Annotated in this window: 16 protein-coding genes and 4 pseudogenes; 12 read left to right on the top strand and 8 right to left on the bottom strand. The window is 73.7% G+C overall.

Annotation, left to right across the window (positions count from 1 at the left end; translation table 11 throughout):
* Positions 1 to 274: 274 nt before the first annotated feature.
* A complete protein-coding gene (locus tag ACODT5_RS04655; RefSeq protein WP_422517905.1) occupies positions 275 to 4300 on the top strand; it encodes a HAMP domain-containing protein in 4026 nt (1341 codons plus the stop codon).
* On the top strand, positions 4297 to 6828 hold the full coding sequence (locus tag ACODT5_RS04650) for a SpoIIE family protein phosphatase (protein ID WP_422517904.1): 2532 nt from the start codon (positions 4297 to 4299) through the stop codon (positions 6826 to 6828). Before ACODT5_RS04655 ends, ACODT5_RS04650 begins: the two co-directional genes overlap by 4 nt.
* Positions 6829 to 6845: 17 nt before the next feature.
* Here ACODT5_RS04650 and ACODT5_RS04645 read toward each other — a convergent pair whose 3' ends face one another.
* Positions 6846 to 7484, bottom strand: coding sequence for a peptidylprolyl isomerase (locus ACODT5_RS04645; RefSeq protein ID WP_422517903.1), 639 nt, complete (start codon positions 7482 to 7484; stop codon positions 6846 to 6848).
* Positions 7485 to 7663: 179 nt separating this feature from the next.
* Between ACODT5_RS04645 and ACODT5_RS04640 the strand changes: the two genes are divergently transcribed.
* Entirely contained in the window at positions 7664 to 8467 is an 804-nt protein-coding gene (locus tag ACODT5_RS04640; RefSeq protein ID WP_422517902.1) for an N-formylglutamate amidohydrolase, read from the top strand.
* Positions 8468 to 8635: 168 nt separating this feature from the next.
* Positions 8636 to 9340: a dioxygenase family protein gene (locus tag ACODT5_RS04635; protein WP_422517901.1), complete on the top strand. Its 705-nt coding sequence runs from the start codon at positions 8636 to 8638 to the stop codon at positions 9338 to 9340.
* A 21-nt stretch (positions 9341 to 9361) separates the two neighbouring features.
* Here ACODT5_RS04635 and ACODT5_RS04630 read toward each other — a convergent pair whose 3' ends face one another.
* Positions 9362 to 10027: a GNAT family N-acetyltransferase gene (locus tag ACODT5_RS04630; RefSeq protein WP_422517900.1), complete on the bottom strand. Its 666-nt coding sequence runs from the start codon at positions 10025 to 10027 to the stop codon at positions 9362 to 9364.
* Positions 10028 to 10228: 201 nt separating this feature from the next.
* On the opposite strand from ACODT5_RS04630, the pseudogene ACODT5_RS04625 reads away from it, so the two are divergent.
* A pseudogene (locus ACODT5_RS04625) lies at positions 10229 to 10527 on the top strand (cytidine/deoxycytidylate deaminase family protein).
* A 39-nt stretch (positions 10528 to 10566) separates the two neighbouring features.
* Here the strand turns inward: ACODT5_RS04625 and ACODT5_RS04620 are convergent.
* Positions 10567 to 11166 carry an alpha/beta fold hydrolase gene (locus tag ACODT5_RS04620; RefSeq protein ID WP_422517899.1) on the bottom strand — a complete coding sequence of 200 codons (600 nt, stop codon included), beginning with the start codon at positions 11164 to 11166 and terminating at the stop codon, positions 10567 to 10569.
* On the opposite strand from ACODT5_RS04620, the gene ACODT5_RS04615 reads away from it, so the two are divergent.
* From ACODT5_RS04615 to ACODT5_RS04590, 6 genes and pseudogenes are all read left to right on the top strand, one after another.
* Positions 11156 to 12265, top strand: coding sequence for an AMP-binding protein (locus ACODT5_RS04615; RefSeq protein ID WP_422517898.1), 1110 nt, complete (start codon positions 11156 to 11158; stop codon positions 12263 to 12265). The genes ACODT5_RS04620 and ACODT5_RS04615 overlap by 11 nt on opposite strands.
* A 24-nt stretch (positions 12266 to 12289) precedes the next feature.
* A pseudogene (locus ACODT5_RS04610) lies at positions 12290 to 13427 on the top strand (VOC family protein).
* Positions 13424 to 13909 (top strand): annotated as a pseudogene (locus ACODT5_RS04605) (FAD-dependent monooxygenase); the annotation flags it as partial. The pseudogenes ACODT5_RS04610 and ACODT5_RS04605, both read left to right, overlap by 4 nt.
* Before the next feature lie 202 nt (positions 13910 to 14111).
* On the top strand, positions 14112 to 15062 hold the full coding sequence (locus ACODT5_RS04600; RefSeq protein WP_422519553.1) for an FAD-dependent monooxygenase: 951 nt from the start codon (positions 14112 to 14114) through the stop codon (positions 15060 to 15062).
* Positions 15063 to 15142: 80 nt separating this feature from the next.
* Positions 15143 to 15847 carry a LamG domain-containing protein gene (locus ACODT5_RS04595; RefSeq protein ID WP_422517897.1) on the top strand — a complete coding sequence of 235 codons (705 nt, stop codon included), beginning with the start codon at positions 15143 to 15145 and terminating at the stop codon, positions 15845 to 15847.
* Between the two features lie 108 nt (positions 15848 to 15955).
* On the top strand, positions 15956 to 17041 hold the full coding sequence (locus ACODT5_RS04590; RefSeq protein ID WP_422517896.1) for a WD40/YVTN/BNR-like repeat-containing protein: 1086 nt from the start codon (positions 15956 to 15958) through the stop codon (positions 17039 to 17041).
* 21 nt (positions 17042 to 17062) lie between these two features.
* Here ACODT5_RS04590 and ACODT5_RS04585 read toward each other — a convergent pair whose 3' ends face one another.
* Entirely contained in the window at positions 17063 to 17728 is a 666-nt protein-coding gene (locus ACODT5_RS04585; protein WP_422519662.1) for a hypothetical protein, read from the bottom strand.
* Between the two features lie 506 nt (positions 17729 to 18234).
* Positions 18235 to 18927 (bottom strand): annotated as a pseudogene (locus tag ACODT5_RS04580) (beta/alpha barrel domain-containing protein); the annotation flags it as partial.
* Between the two features lie 303 nt (positions 18928 to 19230).
* On the opposite strand from ACODT5_RS04580, the gene ACODT5_RS04575 reads away from it, so the two are divergent.
* Positions 19231 to 19968 (top strand): SAM-dependent methyltransferase, encoded by a 738-nt coding sequence (locus tag ACODT5_RS04575; protein WP_422519552.1) that lies wholly within the window; start codon positions 19231 to 19233, stop codon positions 19966 to 19968.
* A 19-nt stretch (positions 19969 to 19987) separates the two neighbouring features.
* On the opposite strand, the gene ACODT5_RS04570 is transcribed toward ACODT5_RS04575, so the two are convergent.
* From ACODT5_RS04570 to ACODT5_RS04560, 3 genes are all read right to left on the bottom strand, one after another.
* On the bottom strand, positions 19988 to 20674 hold the full coding sequence (locus ACODT5_RS04570) for a DUF4230 domain-containing protein (protein WP_422517895.1): 687 nt from the start codon (positions 20672 to 20674) through the stop codon (positions 19988 to 19990).
* Between the two features lie 87 nt (positions 20675 to 20761).
* Positions 20762 to 21691 (bottom strand): DUF7916 family protein, encoded by a 930-nt coding sequence (locus tag ACODT5_RS04565; protein ID WP_422517894.1) that lies wholly within the window; start codon positions 21689 to 21691, stop codon positions 20762 to 20764.
* 413 nt (positions 21692 to 22104) lie between these two features.
* The gene (locus ACODT5_RS04560; protein WP_422517893.1) at positions 22105 to 25878 is read right to left on the bottom strand and encodes a hypothetical protein; all 3774 of its coding nucleotides are present in this window, start codon (positions 25876 to 25878) and stop codon (positions 22105 to 22107) included.
* Between the last annotated feature and the right edge of the window lie 118 nt (positions 25879 to 25996).

Raw genomic sequence — 25996 nt, 5'->3', positions numbered from 1 at the left:
AGCCCGCGGAGCCTTTCAAACCGGTTTCACCCGGGCCTCGTTCGGGCCGAGTGCGCGGGCCTCCCGCCCGTCTCCCTTTCCCGCAGGCAGGATGCACTGTCCCCGGTGTGATCGACCGTGCCTTATGGTCCCTTCGGCGGCGCTAGCCTTCACCCGAGCGGTGGTGCGGCGAAGACGGATCCCCGCGGAGCCGGGCGCATCCGTGCGCCCCGAAACCGGGGTCCTTCTTGTCCCGTTCGTCGGAGTGTCGGTTTCGAGTGTGAGGTTGGGGCGGATGTCCGAGCGGGCGGCGACGGGTTCGGCGGGCGGGGTGCCCCCGCTCCCCGGTGAGGGCGGGATCGGCGAGGCGGAGCTGCGCAGGCTGCTGGCCGGGCTGACCGCCGTACGCGACGGGGATTTCCGTACCAGGCTGCCCGATGCGGCGGACGGGCTGCTCGGGGAGATCGCCACCGTCTTCAACGGGATGGTCAACCAGCTGTCCCTGTTCACCTCCGAGGTGACGAGGGTGGCCCGCGAGGTGGGCACCGAGGGGACGCTCGGCGGCCAGGCGGACGTGCCAGGGGTCGGCGGGGCCTGGCTGGACCTCACGGATTCGGTCAACTTCATGGCCGGGAACCTGACGGCCCAGGTGCGCTCCATCGCCCAGGTCGCGACCGCCGTGGCCAAGGGCGACCTCTCGCAGAAGATCACCGTCACCGCGCGGGGGGAGATCCTGGAGCTGAAGGAGACCATCAACACAATGGTCGACCAGCTCTCCGGGTTCGCCGGCGAGGTCACCCGGGTGGCCCGCGAGGTCGGCACCGAGGGGCGGCTCGGCGGCCAGGCGGACGTCCAGGGCGTCTCCGGTACGTGGAAGGACCTGACGGAGTCGGTCAACGTCATGGCCGACAACCTGACCGCCCAGGTGCGCTCCATCGCCGAGGTCACCACCGCCGTGGCCCAGGGCGATCTGACGCAGAAGATCCGGGTGGACGCGCGGGGGGAGATCCTGGAGCTGAAGGAGACCATCAACACGATGGTCGACCAGCTCTCCGCGTTCGCCGACGAGGTCACCCGCGTGGCCCGGGAGGTCGGCACCGAGGGAAACCTGGGCGGCCAGGCCACGGTCCGGGGCGTCTCCGGCACCTGGAAGGACCTCACCGACAACGTCAACGTCATGGCCTACAACCTGACCGGCCAGGTGCGCTCCATCGCCCAGGTCGCCACCGCGGTGGCCAAGGGCGACCTCTCGCAGAAGATCATGGTGGAGGCGAAGGGCGAGGTCGCCGCGCTCGCCGGGGTCATCAACACCATGGTCGACACGCTGTCCGCCTTCGCCGACGAGGTCACCCGGGTGGCCCGCGAGGTGGGCACGGAGGGCCGGCTCGGCGGCCAGGCACAGGTGCCCAATGTTGCGGGCACCTGGAAGGACCTCACCGACAACGTCAACTCCATGGCCAACAACCTCACCGGCCAGGTCCGCAACATCGCCCTCGTCACGACGGCCGTCGCCAACGGCGACCTGTCCAAGAAGATCGACGTGGACGCCCGCGGAGAGATCCTGGAGCTGAAGACCACCATCAACACGATGGTCGACCAGCTGTCCGCGTTCGCCGCCGAGGTCACCCGCGTGGCACGCGAAGTCGGCAGCGAGGGCCGCCTCGGCGGCCAGGCCGAGGTCGAGGGCGTCTCCGGCACCTGGAAGCGCCTGACGGAGAACGTCAACGAGCTGGCCGGCAACCTGACCCGCCAGGTCCGGGCCATCGCCGAGGTCGCCAGCGCGGTCGCCGAGGGCGACCTGACCCGCTCCATCACCGTCGACGCCTCGGGCGAGGTCGCCGAACTCAAGGACAACATCAACTCCATGGTCGGCTCGCTCCGCGAGAGCACCCGGGCCAACCAGGAGCAGGACTGGCTCAAGTCGAACCTGGCCCGCATCTCCGGCCTGATGCAGGGCCACCGGGACCTGGCCGCCGTAGCGGAACTCGTCATGGACGAACTGACGCCGCTGGTCGCCGCCCAGTACGGAGCCTTCTACCTCGCCGAGGACCGCCCCGGCGGCACCGTCCTCACCCTCGTCGGCTCCTACGGGCGGTCCGCCGCCGCGGAGGAGGGCGTCGCCTTCGCCCTCGGAGAGTCCCTGGTCGGACAGGCGGCCCGGAGCCGCCGGATCATCGCCACCGACCAGGTCCCCGGCGGCTACGTGATCTCCTCCGGGCTGGGTCACACCACCCCGGGCAGCCTGATCATCCTGCCGATCGTGGTGGACGACCAGATCCTCGGCGTGATCGAGCTCGCCTCCTTCACCGCCTTCAACCCCGTCCACCGCGACTTCCTGGCCCAGCTGATGGAGGCGATCGGCGCCAACGTCAACACGATCGTCGCCAACGCCCGCACCGACGAACTCCTCGGCGAGTCCCAGCGGCTGACCGGCGAGCTCCAGGCCCGCTCGGAGGAACTCCAGGTCCAGCAGGAGGAACTCCAGCGCTCCAACGCGGAGCTGGAGGAGAAGGCCGCCCTCCTCGCCAGCCAGAACAGTGACATCGAGGCCAAGAACCTGGAGATCGAGCAGGCCCGCCAAGAGCTCGAGACCCGCGCCCAACAGCTGTCGCTGGCCTCCACCTACAAGTCCGAGTTCCTGGCCAACATGAGCCACGAACTGCGCACCCCGCTCAACAGCCTCCTGATCCTGGCCCAGCTGCTCGCCCAGAACCCCGCGCGCAACCTCACCCCCAAGCAGGTCGAGTACGCCGGCATCATCCACTCGGCCGGCTCGGACCTCCTCCAGCTGATCAACGACATCCTCGACCTGTCGAAGGTCGAGGCCGGGAAGATGGACATCAACCCCGAGCGGGTGCACCTGCCCCAGCTCCTGGAGTACGTCGACGCCACCTTCCGGCCGATGACCACGCAGAAGAGCCTCGACTTCACCGTCACCACGGCCCCCGGCGCCCCCGACGACCTGCTCACCGACGACTCACGGCTGCGCCAGATCCTGCGCAACCTCCTCTCGAACGCCGTGAAGTTCACCGAACGCGGAGGCGTCGAGCTCCGCATCGAACCGGCCGCGGCCCCAGAGGTCCCCTCCGGACTCTCCCGGCGCGGCCCGATGCTGGCCTTCCGGGTGCGCGACACCGGCATCGGCATCCCCGAGCAGCAGCTGGAGTCGGTCTTCGGGGCGTTCCAGCAGGCAGACGGCACCACCAGCCGCAAGTACGGCGGCACCGGCCTCGGGCTCTCCATCAGCCGCGAGATCGCCCAGCTCCTCGGCGGGGCCGTCACCGCGGAAAGCACCCCCGGCCAGGGCAGCACCTTCACCCTCTACCTGCCGGTCAGCCGCGCGGACTACGAGGACCCCTCCTACACCGACGCCCCCCTGGCGCTCGCGCCCGGCTCCTCGTACCGAGCGGCGGCGGGGCAGGGCGGCCGTCGGGGCAAGGCCGTACTCCCGGAGCAGCGGCGGCCCCGCCGGCTCCTGGTGATCGAGGAGCGGACCAACGGGCTGCTCTCCCTCGTCGCCGAGAGCGCCGACCGCGACTTCGCCCCCGGCCACCGGACGCCGGGGGAGCGGGACGGCATCCACGTGGTCCACGCCACGAGCTCCCGCGAGGCCGCCGCCGCCCTGGCGGCGCACTCCTTCCACTGCGTGGTGCTGGAACTGGACCTGCCCGACGGCGAAGCCCTCCGCTTCCTCGACGCCCTCGACGGAGACCCGGCCCTCGCCTCGCTCCCCGTACTCGCCCACAACAACCCGCGGGTGCGGACCGGCCAGGAGGAAGCCCTGCGCCGGCGATCCGCGTCACGCCGCGTGGAACTGCTCTCCAGCCTGGACGAACTGCGCGAACGCATCGCGCTCCACCTGTCCGCCGAACAGCCGGGGGACGTCCTGCCCCTGGTACAAGGCGATGCGCGGCGCCGACCCGCCGAGCACGTGCTCGAAGGCGACCTGTCCGGCCGCACCGTCCTCGTCGTCGACGACGACGCCCGCAACCTCTTCGCCCTCAGCGGCGTCCTGGAACTGCACGGCATGCGGGTCCTGCACGCCGAGGACGGCCGCAAGGGCATCGACACCCTCGTCCGCAACCCGGGCGTCGACATCGTCCTGATGGACGTGATGATGCCCGAACTGGACGGCTACGCGGCCACCGCCGAGATCCGGCGCATGCCGCAGTACGTGGGCCTGCCCATCATCGCGGTCACGGCCAAGGCGATGCCCGGGGACCGGGAGAAGAGCCTCGCCGCGGGCGCCAGCGACTACGTCACCAAGCCGGTGGACGCCGACGACCTCATCGCCCGCATCCGGCGCAGGCTCACCCGGTGACCGCGGACACGCACCGGCACGACGAAGCCCGCCGGCCGCACACACCGGGAGCGCCGCAGATACCGGAGGCGCCGCGCACACCGGAAGCGACGCAGACACCGGAAGCACCGGACGGCGACCGGCCCACCGGCGTCGTGCCCCAGCAGGCCCCGACGCCCCTGGGGCGCCTCGTCGCCACCGTGGAACGGCTGCGCCGCGAGGTGCTGGAGGCACAGGCGGCCGCCGACGGGCGGGCCCTGGTCGAGCTGGCCAAGGGCATCCTGATCGGGCAGCTGAACTGCACCCCGGCCGCGGCGGCCCGCCAGCTCGACGTGCTGTGCCGCGAGAGCGGGATGTCCCCCCTCGAACTCGCCGCCGACATCGTCAACCAGGCCTCCCGCGACCACGTCAGCGAGATCGCCGCCGAGTTCGTCGAACGCACGGGCGCGGGTACGGGCGCGGATACGGGGGCCGGCGACGGCGGCGCCGACCCGGCCGGGGCGTCCTCCACGGTGGCGGTGCGGCTGCGCACCGCCGAGAGCGGGGTGCTCGCCGTCACCGCCGACACCCAGGCGGTCGCCGAGTCCCTCCTGGCGAACGCCCTGGGCCCCCTGGGCGCGGTCGCGGTGGCCGTGTGGACCGCGGTGCCCGACGGTTCGCTGGCCCTCGCCGGCCACGCCGGGTTTCCGCCCAGGGAAGCCGCCCGCTGGCGCCACGTGCCCCCGGGCGTCTCCACCGTCGCCCGCCTCGCGCTCGGGGAACGCCGGCTGGTCACCCTCGCCGACCTCGACCGGGAAGGGCTGCCCTCCATCGGCCGCGCCGAATGGCCGGGCGGCGGACGGATGGCGGTGCCCACGGGGACGGGCGGACGGATCCAGGGCGTCCTGGAGATCTGCTGGCCGCACCCTCTGGAGCCGCAGGCACCCCAGTTCGAGCGCCGGATCGAGCGGCAGGTCGAGGCCCTCGCCGAGCTGTGCGCCCGCACCATGGACGCCTCGCCCCCGCGCGACCCCGCGGCGGCCGACGCGGTCCTCCCCGACGTCGCCGAGCTCATCGACCTCGCCGAGGGACTCCAGGACCCGGCCGTGGTCCTCACCCCGGTCCTCGACTCCGAGGGCCGGCTCGCCGACTTCCGGATCCGGTACACCGGCAGCCGCTTCGTCGACCCGGTGGGCCGGCCGCGCGGTGACGTCAACGGCGCCCTGCTGCTGGAGGCCTACCCGCTGGCAGCCGGCGAGAGCGGGCTGTTCGACATCATCGAGCGCGTGCACGCCACGGGCGAGCCCTTCCGCGCCGAACGCATGAGCCTGACCGCGCTCGTCGACCAGATCCCGCTCACCTCGGTCGCGAACATCAGCGTCAGCCGCCACGGCTCCGCCGTCCTGCTGATCTGGCGGATCCAGGACGAGACGGCCCGGCTGGCGGGCCTCCTCCAGCACGCCCAGCGCCTGGGCCGGATCGGAGGCTTCGAGGAGAACCTCGTCACCGGCGAGACCACCTGGAACGCACAGCTCTACGACCTCCACGGGCTCCCGCCCACCGCGGCACCGGTCCGGCTCCACGAACTCCCCGGCTACGCGCACCCCGACGACTCCGCTGCCCTCGGCCGCTTCCTGCGCGCGGTGCTCCGCCACCGCCGCCCCGCCTCCGTCAACCTGCGCCTGCGCAGACCCGACGGAATCACCCGCCACATCCGGGTCGTCGCCGAGCCCGTCCTCGACGCGGACCAGCGGCTGCACGCCGTGCGCGGCGCCTACCAGGACATCTCCGCGCAGCACTGGACCGAGGTGGCCCTGGCTGCGACCCGGGACCAACTCGCCCACACCGAGGCCGAGTCCGCCGAGCGCAGCCGGCTGGCCCTCCAGCTCCAGCACGCCATCATGCCCCCCACCCCACCGGCCATCGAGGCCCCGGGCCTGCGGGTCGCTGTCCGCTACCGGCCGGCGGAGATCGAGGCGCTCGTCGGCGGAGACTGGTACGACACCGTGGTGCTGCCCTCAGGGCTGATCATGCTGTCGGTGGGCGACGTCGCCGGGCACGGCATCGAGGCGGCCACCGGCATGGTCGTCCTGCGCAACGCCCTGCGCGGCCTCGCCGTCACCGGGGCGGGCCCCGCCCAACTGCTGTCCTGGCTCAACACGGTCACCCATCACCTGGCCAAGCACGTGACGGCCACCGCAGTCTGCGGCCTCTTCGACCCGAGCACGAGGGTGATGCGCTGGGCCCGCGCCGGCCACCTGCCCCCCGTCCTCGTGCGCCGCGGGGAGGCGGAGGCCTTCCCGCTCATCGAGGGGCTGCTCCTCGGTGCCCTGCCCGAGGTCACCTACGTGGAGCGGGAAGTGCAGCTCGAACCGGACGACACGCTGCTGATGTACACGGACGGGCTGGTGGAGCGCCGGGACTCCTCCGTGCAGGAGTCGCTCGGCCACCTGGTGCAGGTGGCGGCCGACGCTGCCGGGGACCTGGACGGCCAACTGGACCGCCTCCTCGCCGAGAGCCGCTCGGACACGGACGACGACACGTGCGTGATCGGCATCCGGGTCGGCTGAGAGCCCCGGCCGGCCGTCTAACGGGCGGCGATCAGCACGGAGTCGACGATCACGTCCTGCCTGGGCGCTCCGTCGCCGCTGCCGTCCTTGGTTCCCTTCCTCGCGATCCCGTCCAGCACGTGCGCGTTCCGGGTGATCCTGCCGAACGGGGTGTAGGCCGGGGGCAGCCGGGTGTCCTCGTAGACGAGGAAGAACTGGCTGCCGTTGGTTCCCGGCCCCGCGTTCGCCATGGCGACCGTACCGGCCGGATAGACGGCGCCCTTCAGGTTCTCGTCCCGGAACCGGTAGCCGGGCCCGCCGGAGCCGGTACCGGTGGGGTCTCCGCACTGCAGGACGAAGATGCCCGCGGTGGTGAGCCGGTGGCACGTCGTCCCGTCGAAGTACTTGTGGCCGGCCAGGTGGGCGAAGGAGTTCGTGGTGCACGGCGCCTTCGCCGTATCGGCTTCGAAGACCACGTCGCCGTGGTTGGTGCGGAGCGTGGCCGTGTACGGCCGGAGACGGCTGACGTTCCCGGACGGGGTGCCCACGTTCCTGGCGGCCTTGCCGTCCGGCGTGTACGTACAGGCGGAGGCGGCCGAGGCCGGCCCCGTGGGCCCGGTGACCAGCCCGGCGGCGAGTGCGGCGCCGGCGGCCACGCGGAGGACGTTCGAGAGCATGGGGTTTCCAATCCAAGAGCAGTGACCGGATCTTGATACCGGTGTCCCACCCCGCCCGGGGGAGAAACGCCGTGCGGGTCCTCCGATCGGCGGACCCGAGTGGCTGGTAACCGACCGAGCAATCAGCCCAGCGATCATCAGCCGAGAGACCAACCGCCCCGTCAACGGAGGATGTTCACATGAACCATCGGCCCGAATCCTTGCCCTTCGAGATCCTCCCCGGCGCCGGCGCGTCCCCGGTGATCCTGCACGTACCGCACTCCTCGCGCGTCATACCGGAGTCCGTCCGCCGCGGAATCCACCTGTCCGACCCGGCCCTCGCACGGGAGCTCGACCACATCACCGACTCCCACACCGCCGAGATCGCCGCGGTGGCCGCGGCCGGTTCCGCGCTCACGCCGTGGCAGTTCGTCAACGGGCTGTCCCGGCTGGTCATCGACCCCGAGCGGTTCCCCGACGAGCGCGAGGAGATGCTCGCCGTGGGCATGGGGGCGGTGTACACGCACTCGACCCACCGGGAGCGCCTGCGCCCCGAAGGCTTCGACGTCCGGCCGCTGATCGACCGCTACTTCCACCCGTACGCCGACGCGATGACGCGGGCCGTTGAGGACCGGCTGGAGGCCACCGGCCGGGCCGTGATCATCGACGTGCACTCGTACCCGACGGAGCCCCTCCCCTACGAACTGCACGGTGACGGCAGCCGCCCGCCGATCTGCCTGGGCACGGACCCCTTCCACACCCCGGCCGTCCTGCTGGCCGCCGCCGAGAGGGCGTTCGCGGGCTTCGGCGGCACCGGACTCGACAGCCCCTTCGCCGGTACGTACGTGCCGCTGGAGTACTACGGCAAGGACGAACGGGTCGGCGCGCTGATGGTCGAGATCCGCCGGGACACCTACATGTCGGAGCCCGGCGGCGCCGCAGGCGCAGGCCTCGGCGCACTGGCGGCGGCTCTGGCGGAACTGGTGGACGACCTGCACGCGTGACCCGGCGCCACCACGCGACTCCCGCGTGGCGCCGGAGGCGGGCCGGGCGGTGGAGCGCGGGGTCCCGAGGCGTGTCGGTCCTGGTCCGGGCCCTTGCCGTCCGGCACGGTGGGCGCGGCCGGTGGCCGTCCGCCCGTGACGGTCCCAGAAGCGCGCGAAGGGATGCGTATGACGGAGAACGGCAACCCCCGGACCAGCCGCCGCACCATCCTGCTGGCCGCCGGATCGGCCGGAGCCGCCGCACTGGCGGCGGCCTGCTCGGGTCCGGCCACCACGCGGGGGGCGGCAGGCCGGCCCGAGGCACCCGCGTCCCCGACCGCGACGGGATCGTCCATCCCGGCGTGCGTGCTGACCACGGAGGCGGGCGAGGGCCCGTACTACCTCGACCTGGACCGGGTACGGTCCGACATCACGGAAGGCCGGGCCGGCGTGCCGTTCCGCCTGGACCTGACCGTGCTCCGGGTACCGGCCGGCTGCCGACCGGTCGCGGGCGCCGCGGTCGACGTCTGGCACGCGGACCCCTCGGGCACCTACTCCACCGGCAAGGACACCTACTTCCGCGGCACCCAGCTCACGGACGCCGCAGGGCGCTGCACCTTCCGCACCATCGTGCCGGGTTGGTACCGGGACCTGGCGCCCCACATCCACTTCAAGGTCCGCCCCGACCGGCGCACCGGGACGACCTCGCAGCTCTTCTTCCCCGAGGAACTCCTGGTGCGCGTGTACCAGCTCCAGCCCTACGCCCGCCGCCCGGCCCCGGCCCACCCCAACACCCGCGACGGCCGCTACCGGGACTCGGGCGCCGCGATGACCCTGGCCCCGTCACCGGACGCATCCGGCTACCGGGCGGCGTACACCATCGGCATCACCTGAGGGCCGCCGCGCCCGTTCGGCTCACGGCGCGGCGTCCGAAGGCTCGTACCAGAGGCTGGCCATGGGGGAGCGCGTGGTCCAGCCGAGCGCGGAGTAGAGCGCCTGACCCTCGGGCGTGCCGACCAGGAGGCCGGTCCTTGCGCCGGCCTCGTACGCGGTGCTTCCCAGGCTGCGCATCACCAGCCCGCCGAGCCCCTTGCGCCGGTGCTCGGCGGCGGTCTCGACCTGGTCCACCACGACATGCGCGCCGACATGCGTGCCGACATGGGCGATCTGCCCACGGGCGGCGAAGTGACCGGCGCGGGTACGGACCAGCACGCGGCTGACGCCGCCCCGGGTCCAACAGGTCAGCGTGTAACCGGCCGGCACTTCAGGGCACTCCGGTGCGAGGCGGGAGGTCATCAGGAAGCCGGGACCGCCCAGCCGCCAGCCCGGCCCGACCCAGGGCAGGACCGCCTCGTCCTCGGCGAACAGCTTCAGCCAGGTCCCCGGCGCGCTGGTCGAGGCCACGATCTTGCGCACCTCGGCCTCGGTGGGCTCCGGGAGCACGTGCCGGGCGACGTGCCGGGGCTGCCCTACGTCGATCGTCCACCCCCACGGCTCGCCGATCGGGTCCGAGCTGCCGCGGGAGACGGTCCAGCCGTCGACCCACATCCGCACGAGCTCACTGATCCTGCTGTCCGGCATCGCCGCCCGCCCCCTGACTGGTAATGGCCGATAGCTCCAAAGGAACCTTACGCTTCGGGAGTTGGATTTGACCACGGGGGCAGGTCACCGGACCACGGGACCAGGGGCGGAGCGTGACTCCGTGGCGGCTATTCGTTTGCGCGCCAACGCCGCGTGGGTCAGCCTCGCCTGACACCGTACGAAGGCAAGGACGATGACATGATGACCGCGCAGACCCCCCACGTCGACCACGAGCTCATCCGGGCCGCGGCCGACATCGCGCGCACGCGCTGCCGGGGCGACAACCACACCATGGCGGCCGCGGCCCGTGCGCTGGACGGCCGGATCATCACCGCGGTCAACGCCTACCACTTCACCGGAGGCCCCTGCGCCGAGCTGGTCCTCATCGGCGCGGCAGCCGCCCAGGGCGCCTACGACGCGACCGCCTCCGAGCGGTCCCCATCGCCGACTTGCTGCCCGAAACCTACGTCTGGGCCGACCACCAGCTCGATGCCGAGTAGACCGTCCTGCCGGCGGACCGGAACGCGCCCCGCCGCGGGCTACTCGAGGAACTCGCGGAGTACGGCGACCGTCTCCTCCGGTGCTTCGAAGGGCCAGAAGTGGCCCGAGTCGAAGAGGTGCACCCCGCTCCCCTCCGGGAGTTGCGCGAGGACGTCGGGGTCGGTGTAGAACTCGCGGGGCTGCAGCGGGTCGCCCGCGCCCTGGAGGAGGAGGACCGGGCACCTCCACCGGGGGATGAGCCGGGTGCGCCGCTCGATCCACTCCTGACGGAACGACGAGGAGTGGAAGTAGCGGGGGACCGCGGTGCTGATTCCGTCGTAGCCGAACTCCTGCACGGTGCGTGCGAGGTCCGAGGTCTTCACTTCGCGCTCGGTCAGCAGGAGGTAGGCGGTGGCCACGAGCCGGCGGGCGTCGGCCAGCATCGAAGGAGCATCGGGCGAGGTGAACATCGCCTGCTGCGGGTGGAGATCGGGATTCAGGTGCCAGAGGTGCTGCTGGCCCCGGCCGTAGCGAACGACCCGGTCTCCCGCTCGGGCCACGAGATGGTCGGCGACCGGGGTGCCCCTGTCGTGCGTGATGAGACTGAACCGGTCGATCCCGAGCTGGTCCAGGAGGGCTTCGAGCTGGATGGTCGTCACCCTCCTGGCGCCCATGCTCCGCGGCCAGCACGTGGTGTGGGCGGGCCCGCTCGGCTACCGGGAACCGGCCCTCTACAGCCACATCTGGAAGATCGTCGAGCGCTACCGGATCTCCGCGATGTCCGCGGTCCCCACGGTCTACTCCGTCCTGGGAGACGTCCCGGTGGACGCGGACATCAGCACCATGCGATTCGCCGCCGTCGGCGCCTCGGCCCTTCCCGACACCGTCCGCACGGCCTTCACGTCCCACACCGGCATCGAACTCTGCGAGGGATACGGGCTGACCGAGGCGACCTGCGCCACCGCCCGCAGCTTCACCGGCGACGACCACCGTCCCGGATCCGTCGGACAACGCCTGCCCTACCAACAGGTGCGGACCGTGCTGGTCGACCCCCAGGGGAACTGGCTGCGCCTGCCCGACGGAGCGCCGGGCGTGCTCCTGGTCAAGGGCCCCACCGTCTTCGCCGGCTACGTCACCGGCCACGGCCCGACCCATCCGCGCCTGGACGGCCTGGGAGGCGTACGCGACGGCTGGCTGAACACCGGCGACCTCGCCCGCGTGGACAAGGACGGGTTCATCCACCTCCTCGGCCGCGCCAAGGACCTGATCATCAGGGGCGGACACAACATCGACCCCGCCGTGATCGAGGACGCCCTCCTGCAACACCCCTACGTCACCGGCGCCGGCGCGGTGGGCCGCCCCGACCCCCACGCGGGCGAGGTCCCCATCGCCTACGTCACCCTCACCCCCGGCGCCCCCGCGGCCGCCACCGGATCCGACGCACTGGTCGCGCACGCCCGGGCCCGCCTCCACGAGAGGGCAGCCGTACCCAAGGAGGTCATCGTCCTCGACGCCCTGCCGGTCACCGCCGTGGGCAAGCCCACCAAAGTCCCGCTGCGGATGCGCGCCCTCCGGCAGGCCGTCCTCGACGAACTCGCCGCCATCGGACTGCCCTGCGGCCCCGACAGCGTCCGCTGCCTCCTCGACGGACCACGACTGACGGTCACCGTCCCCCGACCTGCCGTCGCCGCCGACGCCGACCGGATCGCCGCGGCCCTCGGCCGGTGCACCTTCGACTGGACCTTCACCGAGCGCTGAGCGCCACCCGTCTGGAGACCACCCATGACCTCCACCACCCCCGCCGCGCCGGACCCTCACCAGGGGCTGCACAGCCAGGACGGCGCCCGCCAGGGCGAACACCCCGGACGGGACCCGCAGCCCGTCATCAAGGCCGTCGACCTCGCCTGGCTGGAGTTCGTCAAGCCCGACCTGGAGCGCGCGGAAACCTTCGCCCTAGACTTCGGCTTCACCGTCGCCGCCCGGACACCCCAGGCCCTCTACCTGCGCGCCACCCTGCCGGGACCGCACTGCCTCGTCATCCGCAAGGGCCCGGCCTCCCGCTTCCTGGGCCCGGCCTTCCTCGCGGCCGACCGGTCCGACCTCGACCGCCTCGCCCAGGCCACGGGGCCGGCGCGTCCACGCGCTGCCCGGGTACGGAGGCGGCCGCGCAGTGGACCTCCTGGACCCCTCCGGCATACCCGTCCAAGTCGTCCACGGCGTCACCGAACACCCGGCCCTGCCCGTCCAGCAGCTGCTGCCGCTCAACTCGGGCGGCAGCCGCGTACGGATCAACGCGACCCAGCGGCCGCCCCTGGAGCCGGCCCGCGTCGAGCGCCTCGGCCACGTCGTGCTCTCCACCCCCGTCTTCCGCCGCGCCCTGGACTGGTACCTGCACCACCTCGGCCTCATCGCCAGCGACTTCCTCTACCTCGACGGACAACGCGAACGCGGCCCCACCATGGCGTTCCTCCGCTGCGACCGCGGCAGCCGGCCGGCGGACCACCACACCCTCGCCATGCACCTGGGCCCCGACACCGGCTACGTCCACTCCGCCTACCAGGTCGCGGACCTGGACGCCCTCGCCGCCGGCGGCACCTACCTCGCCCGGCGCGGCTACCGCCGCTCCTGGGGCATCGGCCGCCACATCCAGGGCAGCCAGATCTTCGACTACTGGCGCGATCCCGACCGCCTCCTCGTCGAGCACTTCACCGACGGCGACCTCTTCGACCACACTCTCGAACCGGGCTGGGCCGCCATGTCAGCCTCCGGCCTCGTCCAGTGGGGACCGCCCGCCACCCGTGACTTCCTGGGCGCCACCCCTTCCCCCGCCATGCTGCGGCCCGTGCTCACCGTGCTGCGCCAGGACAACGAACTCGACGCGGCCCGCCTGACCGCCCTGATGAAAGCCATGACCTCATGACCCCCCTCCCCGGCGGACACATTTCGGCGGATCCGGTCGCGGTCATCGGGGCGGGCCCCGTGGGGCTGCTCGCGGCCCTCCTGCTGGCCCGGTACGGCGTGCCCTGCGAGGTGTTCGAGCGGCACGCGGACCTCTACCCCCTGCCCCGCGCCGTCCACATGGACGACGAAGTCGTGCGGATCCTCCAGTCCGTCGGAGCGGCCGACGCCTTCGCCGCCCTCAGCCGTCCGGCCCTCGGCATGCAGCTCGTGGACGCGCGCCACCGCGTCCTGGCCAGGTTCCTGCGCGACGCCCCTACGGGAGCCCACGGCCACCCCCAGGCCAACATGTTCGACCAGCCCGAACTGGAACGCGTCCTGCGCGACCTGCTCACCGAGCAGACCTCGATCCGCCTCCACGGGAACACCGAGGTCCTGGGCCTGACCCTCCCGGCCCCAGGCTCCCGCCGGCCCGTATCCCTCCGTGTCAAAGAGCTCGGCACCGGCGCCGAACGCACCGTGCACGCGGCCTCCGTCCTCGGATGCGACGGCGCCACCAGCCCTGACCCGCCAGGCCATCGGCTCCCACCCGCAGCTCCTCGGCAGGCCTCAGCACTGGTTCGTGGTCGATGTCCGATGTCCCGTACCGCTCCCCGCCTGGGACGGGGTGCACCAGGTGTGCGACCCCGAGCGCCCGGCCTCGTACATGCGCATCGGCGAGGACCGCTACCGCTGGGAGTTCCGCCTCACCGACCAGGAGGCCGAAGCGGCCGTGGCGGACCGTTCCCACACCCTGCGGCTCCTCGCGCCGTGGACGGGGTCCATCCCCGAGCGCCACCTCGAAGTGGTCCGCCTGGCCCGCTACACCTTCCGCGCGCAGGTCGCCGACCGCTGGCGCCACGACCGCGTCTTCCTCCTCGGCGACGCCGCCCACCTCACCCCGCCCTTCATCGGCCAAGGTCTCGGCGCGGGCCTGCGCGATGCCCACAACCTGGCCTGGAAACTCGCGCGAGTGCTCCGGGGGCACAGCTCCGAAGCCCTCCTCGACACGTACGAGAGCGAACGCCGTCCGCACGCCGTCCACCTCGTCCGTACCGCGGTCCTCGTCGGCGGGGCCATGACCAGCGGGCACCCCGCCGCCCGGATCGCACGCCGGGCAGGGCTCGCGATCGGCCGGCACACCGGCCTGGCGACCCGAGCGGCGCTCACCACCCTCAGCCCGGCCCTGCACGGAGGAACCCTCACCCGCCGGACCCCCGTCCCCACACGGAGCCCGCGCGCGGGCGAACTCGCCCCCCAACCCCGCGTCCACACCCGGGACGGAGCACCCGCACGCCTCGACGACCTGCTCGGCGACGGTTTCGCGCTCCTCACCTGTCGCCCCCTCACCCCCGGCGAGGACCGTCTCGCACGTGCGCTGCCCGCCCGGATCCTCACCGTGCTCCCGCCGGGCGTCGAATCCGCAGCCGCCGGGAACACCCCGTACGCCATCGACACCACGGGCGCCCTCGGCACCTGGCTCCGCGGAGGCGCGGTGCTGCTCCGCCCGGACCGCGTGGTGCTCGCCGCTCAACACGGCACCGGGGACTCGCTGGTGGAGTCGGCTCACGCGTGGACCCGGATCCTGACACCGGACGGCCCACCCGTGGAGACGTAGAGTGTCCAGTTGCTCGCAGTGCGTGAGGATTCAGGTGTGCGGGGAGTCCCGGCGGGCAGATAACCTCCATGCTCTCGGACATGATCGAACGGCTGCGGCTCCTGCCCCGCCCACGCCGAACTCCCGTCTTCACCGCCGACTTCGCCTCTCCCACCCAGTGGATCGCGGGCCACTCGTGGGCCTATCCCGACGGCGGCCCGGTCAACCCGGGCGACAACAAGCTGGACCACCTCACCGCCGACCCCGCCTACAGCCGCGGCGGGGTCTTCCGGGCGACACCGCGCCCCGACGGCAACTGGGACAGCGGACTGCTCACCACCGAGGGCAGCGACGAGGGCTTCGAGGTGCGCACCGGAGACGTGCTGGAGGCCCGGGTGAAACTGCCGGTGGAGGTCGGGGCCTGGCCCGCCATCTGGACCTGGCGCGACGGCGGTCAGGAGATCGACGTCTTCGAGTACCACCCCGACAACCCGGACCTCCTCGAACTGTCGAACCACGTCCGGGAGGCGCACCGCTACCACCGTGACCCGGCGGTGCGGCCCGGGGCGTGGATCGACCTGAAGGCCGAGTTCGGGAGGGGTTCGGTCGTCTGGTGGGTCAACGGCGACCGGGTCTTCAGCGACGGCAGGGGAGTGGGCCGCCGCTGGTCCGCGTACCTCATCGTCAACCTCTCGGTCTGCGCGGGCAGGTACCACCCGGCCCCGGAGCCCGGGGTCACGGAGCTGTCCTACGAGGTCTCGCAGTTGAGGGTGTACCGGACTCATCGGGGGCTGGGGCTGCTCTAGCGAGGCGACGCGGCGGCAGTGCCGGCGCAGGCGGCCGGATTCCAGGGGGAGCCGGTGGCCGGGACGCGCCCTGGACGCCGAATCCGGGGTGCGTTAGCTTCCGGCGCCATGAGACTTCTGGGAGTTGGCATGTGCGCGGCGGCTCTGCTGCTGGGGGTGGTGGCCGCCCCGGCGCAGGCCGCGGGCGAGTCACGGGACCTCCGGGGCGCGCGCTGGGCGCTGAAGGAGACCGGCAAGGACGCCCGCTTCCGGGGACTGTCGGCGGTGAGCAGGTCCACGGCCTGGGTGGCCGGCTCGAAGGGGACCGTACTGCGCACCTCGGACGGCGGTCGCAGCTGGCGCGACGTCTCACCGCCGGGGGCCGTCGCGGAGGGGCTGGAGCTGCGCGACATCGAGGCCTTCGACGGGCGGCGCGCCGTGGCCCTGTCCATCGGCGAGGGCGAGGCCTCCAGGGTGCTGCGCACCGAGGACGGCGGCGCCACCTGGACGGAGGCCTTCCGCAACCCCGACCCGCGGGCCTTCTACGACTGCCTCACCTTCTTCGACTCCCGCCACGGGCTCGCGATGAGCGACCCGGTGGACGGCAAGTTCCGCATCCTGTCCACGAACGACGGCGGCCGGAGCTGGCAGGTGCTGTCGACCGCCGGGATGCCGGACGCGCTGCCGGGCGAGGCGGGCTTCGCGGCGAGCGGCCAGTGCCTGGTGTCGGCCGGACCGCGCGACGTCTGGCTGGCCACCGGCGGGGGCCCGGTCGCGCGGGTGCTCCACTCCGCGGACCGCGGCCTGACCTGGCAGGTCGCCGACTCCACCCTCCCCGCGGGCGACCCGGCGCGCGGGGTCTTCGCCCTCGCCTTCAAGGACCGTACGAGGGGCCTGGCGGTCGGCGGCGACTACCGCACCGGGCAGGCCTCCCCGCAGGCCGCGGCGGTGTCCTCGGACGCCGGCCGCACCTGGAGCCCGGCGTCGACCCCGCCGCCGGCCTACCGGTCGGGCGCGGCCTGGTTCCCGTACGGCGCCCGCACGGCCCTGGCGGTGGGCCCGACGGGCACGGACGTGACCCGGGACGGCGGCCGCACGTGGCGACCGCTCGACGCGGGTTCGTTCGACACGGTCACCTGCACACCGGACGGCGGCTGCTGGGCGGCGGGGGAGAAGGGACGGGTCGGGCGCCTGGAAGGGGTGCGCGGAAGCTGACCTGCCTTCCGGCGCACGGCGTCACCTGCCGCCGTGCGCCGCCCGCAGACGGGCCAGGTAGAGGTCCGGGTCCGGGCCGTGTGCCCGGTCCTGGGCTCCGCGCCGGACCAGGGCCAGGTCCCCGCCGGAACCGATGCGCAGCATGGTGGTGGCCGCGTGGGCGGTGCCGGGGCGGCGCAGCGCGTCGGCGTCGACGACCGGGATGCCGGGCCCGAACATCGCCGTCGCACGGGCCGCCGTGTCCGCCGGGGGCTGCCCGGTCCGGTTGGCGCTGCTGACGTAGAGGTGCGCAAAGCCCGTCAGCAGCGGGGACAGCGGCCGCCAGTGTGCGCCGAACAGCAGGAGGTGGCCGTCGCGCAGGGCGGGTCCGGTCCAGAGCGACGGCCGCGCGTCCGGGCGTACGGGCACCAGCAGAGTGACCAGGTCGTCGCGCAGCAGGGCGAACGCGGTGCGCAGCGCGGCCGGATCCAGGGCGAGCTCCGTGCCGAGGTCGCTCCAGACGGCGTCGTCGTGGACCCACAGGGCGACCTCCTGGCCGGTGGGGCGGCCCTTCGCGTCGTTGACGGCACCGGGGGTGGTGGCGGCGACGACGTAGGTGAGGGGGCTGGGGTTGGGCAGGATGACGGCCCCTCCGGCCCGCAGGGCGTCGGCGGCGGCGCCGGTGTCCGGGAGGTGGGTGTCCAGCATGGGGTGAGTCCGTTCAGGGTGCGGGTGCGGGCTGATGTGTGGTCGTGGGCGTGGGTGTGGCGGCGGTGAGGCCGGTGAGGCCTTCGAGGTACTCGGCGAAGTCGGCGTCGGGGACCTGGGCCTGGTTCAGGCGGTAAGGCCCGGTCCTTGACCCAGGTCAGGGCCTCGCCGGTTTGATCCTGGTCCAGGTGGTGGCCCAGGCGTTCGGCGACCGCGCGCAGGACGCGCCGGCTGGCGAGGTGGGTCAGTACCACGGTCGGTGCGAGGCCCAAGTGGTGTTCGGGATCGTAGGGCTGGAAGGTGCGCGGGTGCGTGAACGGGGTTCCGGTGGAGATCGTGGCGACCCCGGTGCCCACGATCGGCGTGGTGACGGTGAGCGGCACCCCGATCTCCGCGGACACCATCCGGGCGATGCCCGGCAGCCGCGTGAGGTCCGGCTCGGTCCACCACGGCTCGCAGCCGGGCCCCAGGACGTGCGCCGCCTTGGCCGGATCGTGGGCGAGGAGGAAGAGCAGCTGCTCGGTGGCGACCATGCCGCTGCGCTCGGCCATGCCCAGCCAGGAACAGGCCGCGACCCGTGCCCCGCTCTCGAGGGCGGCCAGGGTGTTCGCCAGGCCGAGACCGAGGTCGTTGTGGAGGTGCGAGACCAGGACCGTGTCCCGACCGGCGCCGGCGGCGACCCGCCGGAAGAGGTCCCGGGTCTGGCCGGGCAGCAGGTCTCCGACCGTATCGGCCAGCACGATGGTGGCCGCCCCTTGGGCCGTCATCCGGCCGGCGTACTCGGCCACCAAGGCGTGGTCCGCGCGCGGCGCGTCCACCAGGCACACGTCCACCGCCGTGCCGTCCGCGCGGTCCACGGCCTCCTTGACCACGTCCAGCCCCCGGTCCAGGGCCGTACGGGCGTCCGTGTGCACCAGGGCACGGGCCGTGGCTTCCGAGGCGGCCACGATCACCATGATCCGCGCGTGCGCCGCACCGCGTACCGCGCTCAGTGCCAGCCGTACGTCCTCCACCGTGCCCCGGCAGATCGCGGACGGACTCACCGACTCCTGCGTCTCCAGGGCGACTTGACGGGTCGCCTCGAACTCCTGCCCGCACACGGAGGGGAATCCCGCGGCGAAGACCACGTGCCGGGGCCCGTCGGCCCCGAACACCGCCCCCTGCTCACGGGCCAGCCGCACCAGGAAGTCGGCACTCATCAAGGTCTTCGCCTGCGCGCCGTCCCGTGCCGACTCCTCGAACAGCACGACCCGGCCGGCTCCGGCCGACTCCCGGACCACGTCCACGTTCGCGCCCGCGTCCACGTTCACGTTCACGTTCACGTCCAACAACGTCCAAGCTCCCTGTCCGACGCGGTACTTGAGCGCCCGCGCGCGCCGTGGAGATCCACTGGGAGCGATCGTACGGGGCACGGCAGCCGTGGATCCGCCATCCGGCGGACGCTCGATTCGATGATCGAAATCGAGGTGCGCGACTCCTCCGGGGGCTGGCAAGCTGCGCCGGTGAACCGTGAACAGATCTCCGCGATCGCCCATGCCGGCCACCCGATAAAGTCCCCGCTCGACGACGAGTCCGTGCGCCGGCTCTTGGAACGGGGTCTCCCGCGCGGCGACGAGCGGGTGCTCGATCTCGGCTGCGGCGGCGGGGAATGGCTCCTGCGCGCTCTGGCCGCCCGCCCGGACCTGCACGCCGAGGGCGTCGACATCTCCGAGGACGCCCTGGCGCAGGCCGGGCAGGAGGCGGACCGCCTCGGCGTCGCAGACCGCCTGGTCCTCCACCACCGGGAAGCCGCGGACTTCGTCTCCCCGCAGCCGTTCGACCTGGTGCTCAGCGTCGGAGCCACGCACGCCTTCGGCGGTCTGCTGCCCACCCTCGCCGCCGCACGCGAGCATCTGGCTCCGAGCGGCCGGGTCCTGATCGGCGAGGGGTTCTGGGACGGCTCCCCGTCCCCGGAGGCCGTCGAGATGTTCGGGGACCTGGCCGACCTGGCGACCACCGTGGACCAGGTCGTCGCCGACGGCTGGACTCCCGTCCACGGACACGTCAGCACGCGCCGCGAACTGGACGATTACGAATGGGCCTGCTGGGGGTCACTGGCCTCCTGGGCCGTGGACCACCCCGCCGATCCGGACAGCGCGCACGTACTGGCGACGGCCACGGAGCGCCGCACCGAATGGCTGCGCACCTACCGGGACTCCTGGGGCTTCCTTTCCCTGGTCCTGTGCCGGACGCCGAGCTGAAGCAACCCGTTTGGCAGCGTCACACGTAGGCGACCGTGACCTCCTGGAAGCCCAGGGAGTGCAGCAGGCCCTCCAGCATCGTCGTGGTGTTCTTCTCGGTGCGCTCGACGAGACCGCTGTCACGAGCCGCCTCGGTGATGTGCTGAACCGCCAGCCGCTGTACGGCCTGTTCGCCTGCCGGATTGTCGGTGAACAGGTCGCCCAGCCGGTCCAGCAGTCCCCGCTGCTTGGACACGGCGTACGAGCGGTCCAGGTCCAGCGCCGCCGTCCCGAGGACGGCGTGCGGCAGGCGGAGCGAGACCTTGGTGCGCTCCTCGTTGACGGTGACGGCCTGCTCGCCGAGTCCGCCCAGGTCCACGTAACCGCTCACGGAACCCGCTCCGACGTAGAGGGTCCGGGTTCCCCTGACGGAGTCCGGCAGGAAGGCCGCATCCTTCTCCAGGTCCACCACGACCTGGAAGTTGCCGGCGGCGCCCTCGTAACGGTGCATGTCCTGGATGGACTTGAGCAGGACGGGCCCCGAGCGGTCCACGGTGTTCTCGCGGAACAGATCGCCGAAGCCGGGCAGCAGGCTGAACCGGCCGGCCAGCACCAGGACCACCGCCAGCACCGTCAGCCCGGCCAGGGCCCGTCCCCACCACGGCAACCGCCGCGGCTCTCTTCGCGGTGCGGGTTCGCGCTCCGCGTCGTGCGCTGAGTTGTCCATGCCCTGCGGATGCCCGCCCGGCGCGGTCCCACGCCTCGAACGGCCGCGGCCGTGGGCGGCGTCCGGTACGGAACCCGCCGCCCCGGTCTACCAGTTGCCGCCCGGTGCGGCCCCGGGGTGGGCGGAGCGGCCCGGGGCGAAGGACATGCGGTTCCAGGTGTGGCGGCGGCCGCGGATGGCCACCGAGTAGGCGTACATGACCTCGGGGTCGCACATGCCGGGAAGGTAGGAGTCGCCGAAGTGGTGGGCGTCGAAGCCGGCTTCCTTGGCGTTCAGGGCGAGTTGCGGCACCACGTTCGCGTGGGAGCCCTCCTGGCTGGTGCCGATGGCTCCCATCACGATCGCGCCCGCGTCCTGGACCGCGGCCACGGCCGTCGCGGCCAGCTCACGGGTCATGCCGGGCAGGGTGCCCGGCAGCGGGGCGACCACGCCGTCCGCGCCGGCGTCGACGAGGGCGGTCAGCCGCGCGGGGGTGACGCGTTCGGGGCAGCCGGCGTGGTGCATCTTGCCCGACCACAGGGCCGCGTCGTCACCGAGCCCCTTGCGCAGTTCCTCGGTCACCCGCGCCATGCCGTCGTAGGTGCCGCCCGTACCGGGGTTGGCGGTGATGCACAGCAGCGCGGCGCCCATGTCGACGAGCCGCCGGGCGTGCTCGGAGGTGGCGCGGCGGATCTCCGGGACGTCGCCGGGCTCCAGGTTCACGCCCACGGGACGACCGATCAGGCGGGCGAGGTCGGTGAAGGACGTGAAGGTCCCGAGGCCGGGCATGACGAGCCGCTCCCCGTCCCAGGCGCGCTCGATGAGGTTGAGGATGACGATGTCGGCGCCGAAGGCGGCCACCAGCTCGGCGTTGTGCACGCCGCGCCCGTCGGGGTGCGGGGAGAGCGCGGCGCGCTCGGCGAAGACCTCGGCCACCATGGTGCGGCCCTCGGCCGCGGCCACCGCCCGGGTCAGATCGCGGCCGCGCAGGGCGGAGAGCGCATCACGGTCGAGGTCGAGGATTCGCTGCGTGGTCATGGCTACGACCCTAGCCACCGGGCACCCCGGACCCGGGCCGCCGTTGGTCCCCCCGAGGGGGCCCTTGGCCCTTGCCTCGCTTCCCCCTCCCCTCCCCCCGCCGTACGGTCCTGCGTGCTCACGGCACTGCCGAGTGCGTCGGCGTCCCCCGACCGCCGGTCCGGCGCTCCGCCGGGCGCTCGGGCGGCCCGGAGATCCGCGAAGGCGCCGGCGCCCGGCTGCACGGCGATGCGCCCCGCCGTGCCCCCACCCGGAGGCACCGGACCGGACGTGCGGGAGAGGCCGACGCCGCCGCCGACGAGCACGCCGAGGCGCCCCGCCGCAGGCGCGGCCCCGCTCCCACGCAGCAGTGTGGGCGAGGGGCGTCCGGTCTCCCACGCCCTGCGAACGCCACCGGCAGAGGGGGACGGGGCCTATCGGCTCCGCTCCCACGTCGTGAGCGCCTCGTCCGCCGCGTCGCGGACCTCCGGGACGGGGTGTGCCAGCAGGGCCCGGAACACCCGGAGTGCCGGGCCGAGTTCGCTGCCGGTCGATGCCGCCCGGCTCGCATGATTCTCGGCCAGGCCCACCGCGTACAGTCCCGAGAAGAGCCCGTCCCGGTGCGGGGGCGTGCCGTTCCGGCGCCGCGCGGACCACCACATACCCGACGCCCCGATCGCCGGCGCCGCGTCGCACGCCTCCGCCAGCGCGGCCGGGGAGACCAGGGGCGAGCGGCGGGCCAGCGCCACCGCGGTACGGGCCGCGAGCAGCGGCCGGTCGCGCACCGCCCGCGCCTGTACCCGTAGCTCCCGGGCCCGCTCGGCCGCCGGCGCGGTCGGGTCCCACAGCGCCGTCCGGGCCGAGACCGCCCACCGCAGGCTCGCGTCCTGCTCCGCGATCAGCGCGATCGCGTCCCGCCAGAAGGGGCGGCAGTCCTCGGGCAGGCCCTGCCCGGCGGTGCGTTCGAGGCTCCCCGCCAGCACCGCGATCCGGTGCAGGGCAGCACGCGGGTCCCGTACGGCCGGTTCGGCCCGCGCGCCGCGCCCGCGCGCCCGGTCCTGCGCACCGGCCTCCCGCAGGTGCCGGCCCAGCAGCGCCGTCGTGACCGTCCCCAGCACCGGTCCGTACGCGTCCGGCTCGACCCGTGCCGCGTCCACGACCGCCGCCACGGCCGCTCGCCACACGACCTCACGGCTCTGCGGCTCGATCGCCAGACGTGGCAGCAGGCCCGGGTCCACGACGTCCGGCACCGCGAGGGCCCAACGGTGCAGGACCCGGCATACGTCGGCCGCCGTCCGCGCGTCGAGGGCATCGCCGGGAGCACGCCCAGGGGCCTCGCCAGGGGCCCGCTCCGCGCCGGCGGGGGAGTCCGTGTGCGCGGGTGTCTCCGTGAGAAGGCGGCGGCACACCTCGCCGACCAGCTTCCCGTACGGCTCGCGCGCCGCCGCCGGGAGGTCGAGCGGGTGCACGCGCAGCAGTGTCTCCCGCTCCGCCACCGAACCCTCCCGCACTGTCGTACGAAGGCACGCCTCCACCGGTTCCAGCGTGACGAGCCGCGCCGCACGCGTCACCGCCGCCACCCGTACGTCGCGGTGCTGGCCCGGCGCCGAGAACGCCGCCACCAGCAGCTCGCCCGCGAGCGCCGCAGGCAGCCGGTCCGCCGCCAGCCGGACGATCTCCTTGCGACTCGTCACCTTCGTGCCCGTCGCCCGCTCCAGCACCGGCCGGAAGTGCTCCGCGAGCTCCTCCGGCGGCACGTGCGCGCAGACCCGTCCGATCGCGTACACGGCGACGCGCGCCCGGTCGCCGTCGGCCCGCGCGAGCAGGTCGGGCAGGACCAGGCCCGGCCGGTCCGCGCCGGGCAGCGCGGCCAGGGCCGCCTCGGCCGTCGGTACGTGTGTCGATGCCGCGGCCTCCCGTACCGCCGGCAGCCCACCGCCGCCCGGCACCGCGGCCAGCTCCCGCAGGAGCTCGTCGCCGGGGGACCGCTCCGGATGCGCCCGGGCGCGCAGCCCGGCCGCGAGCCAGTCGGCCACGGCCGCGCAGGTCGCCTCCGTCCACCGGTGCGCGTACTCCCGTACCGGAGGCAGGGCGTGCCGCGGGGACCCGCCCACGGCCCGGTCCGGGTCGTGGAACCGGCCGTGGGGAGGCGAGTCCAAGGGCGCCGAGGTGAGCGCCGGCAACAGGTCGTCGGCCTGTCGCGCCACGAGCTCCACCACGCGGGGCAGCACGACGGCGGAGGGGTCCGCGGCGAGCAGGGCGCGGACCCGCTCGGCCCGCGGACCGGCTGAGGCCAGCCACAGCTCGCAGGCGCGTTCGGCCGGCCCGCGCGCACCGGTCAGCGCGATCCGCTCCACGGCCTCCGCGAGCCAGGGCTCGGCCCGTTCCCACCGCGGATCCGACGACAGGGACTCGGCGAGGGAGAGGGCCGGGACGGGATCCCCCTCGCCGAGGCGCCGCGTCACCACGGGACGCACGGCGTCGAGCAGCGCCCGGGCCGCGACGGCCGGAAGGTCCTTGCGCAGGGCCCGGGTCACGAACGTGCCGAACCCGCCGCCGGGCATGTCGGGGCCGTCCGCGCGGGCCAGCGTGCGGACCGCCCAAGCGGCGAGCGCGGGCAGCGCGGCGCCACCGGTTCCGGAAGCCTGCGGAGCGGGGCGGTGCGTCGCGTCCCCGGCCGTGTCCAGCAGGCGCCCCGCGAGCTGGGTGAGCGCCGCGAGGGTGCTGTACGAGAGGTCCCGCGCGGCCAGCGCGTCCGACGCGATCCGCTCCAGCGCCGGCACGGCCGCCGCCGTGAACGTGTGCGTGGGCAGGGAGCCCAGAGCGCCCAGGGCGCTCTGGCGCAGCGGGTCCTGCTCGGAGCGCAGTCGGGCCAGTTCCGTCAGCACCTCCGTCGTCACCTCCGGACGCCGGGCCCGCGCCGCCGTGTGCACCAGCGCCCGCCAGGCGGCCGCGCGCTCGCCGGAGTCCGCCCGCCGGGTGTCCACCCGTAGCGCGGCTGCCTCGTCGTCGTACGGCAGGAAGGACCGCAGCTCCAGCAGTTCGATCGGCGCGGCGCCCCGGGTCCGCGCCCGTTCGAGGGCGTGCCGGGCGAAGGGCGCGGCGTCCCGGGCGGGCAGCAGGCGCATCAGCTCGGGCGGGAGCACCGCCGTTTCGGAGCCCGCCGGCGTGGCGGGTACGGAGTCCTCCCCGGCGCGGACCGCGTCGAGCACCGCCCCGCGCCGTCCCGGCGGGAGCGCGGGCAGGAGCGCCGCGAGCACCGGCGCGGGGTCGGCCGCGGAACGGACCGCCGCGACCAGTTCCTCCTCGGGGACGGCAGCGGCGAACCGGCGCGCACCCTTGTGGGACAGCGTCCTCGCCCCGAGTACGAGACGGCCCTGCCCCCACAACCGCGCCGCGAGCCGGGGCCGGTGGGCGATGAACCCGGGTAGGTACGGGACCAGTTCGGCCGGGAGCCGCTCGGGGCCGACCCGCTCGAACAGGTCCAGGGTCGCGCCCGGGTCGACCCGGGCCAGCGCGGTCAGGGGGCCGTGGGCCACCACCAGCCACCAGATCTCCCGGGCGGCCGGAGCCTGCGCCTCGGCCTCCCGCACCACCGTCTCGTACACGACCTCGGGCACCCGGAGCGCCAACGGCAGCCAGGAGTGCAGGGCGTGCCGGAGTTCGGGCAGCAGCCGCCGCACGGTCGCGGGGGAGCAGGCGGGCAGCAGCCGCGCCGCCTCGCGGTCGCCCCAGGTCGCGCGGACGGAGTCGATCAGGGCATCGGGAAGGGGAGCCGGCGTGCGGTGAAGGGCGGCGACGAGCTGCTCCCGGGCCGCGGCCGTGACCTGGTCGGTCACCAGGACATCGGCGTTGGGACGTATGCGGCCGGTGCGGAGCGCCACCAGCGACTGGGCGCGCACGGCCCCGTGCGGATCGGTGAGCCCCGCGACGAGCAGGCTCGCCAGCCGGTCGCCGTGGGCCGGATCGCCGGGGACGGAGCGCGCGCAGATCAAGGCCGTGGCCCGGGTGTCCGGGACGTGCCGATCGGGGTCGGCGAGCTCCGCGAGCAGCTCGGGCACCTCGGCCGGGGGCAGCGCACGCACATGGGCGACGGCCGCGCGGGTCCGCTCGCGGTGGGTGAGCGGAGCGAGCGAGTCGAGGAGCCGGGCTGCGGCTTCCCGACCGGGCCGGGCGGAGTGGTGCGGGGGCTGCTGGGAGGTGCTCATGGGGCCATCGTGCAACAGGGGGTTGATGAGGAGCGAGGCAATTGAAAGGCGCAGGCCGTAAGCCCCGAGAGATGAGGACAACCGTCCTCGAGCACGATGATTTGACCCGCTCCGTGCC

Origin of the sequence: Streptomyces tatrensis, assembly GCF_049310065.1 — a bacterium.
Lineage (GTDB): Bacteria > Actinomycetota > Actinomycetes > Streptomycetales > Streptomycetaceae > Streptomyces.
The sequence above is the reverse complement of the archived record's forward strand: the minus strand, read 5'-3'. Positions and strand labels throughout refer to the sequence as shown.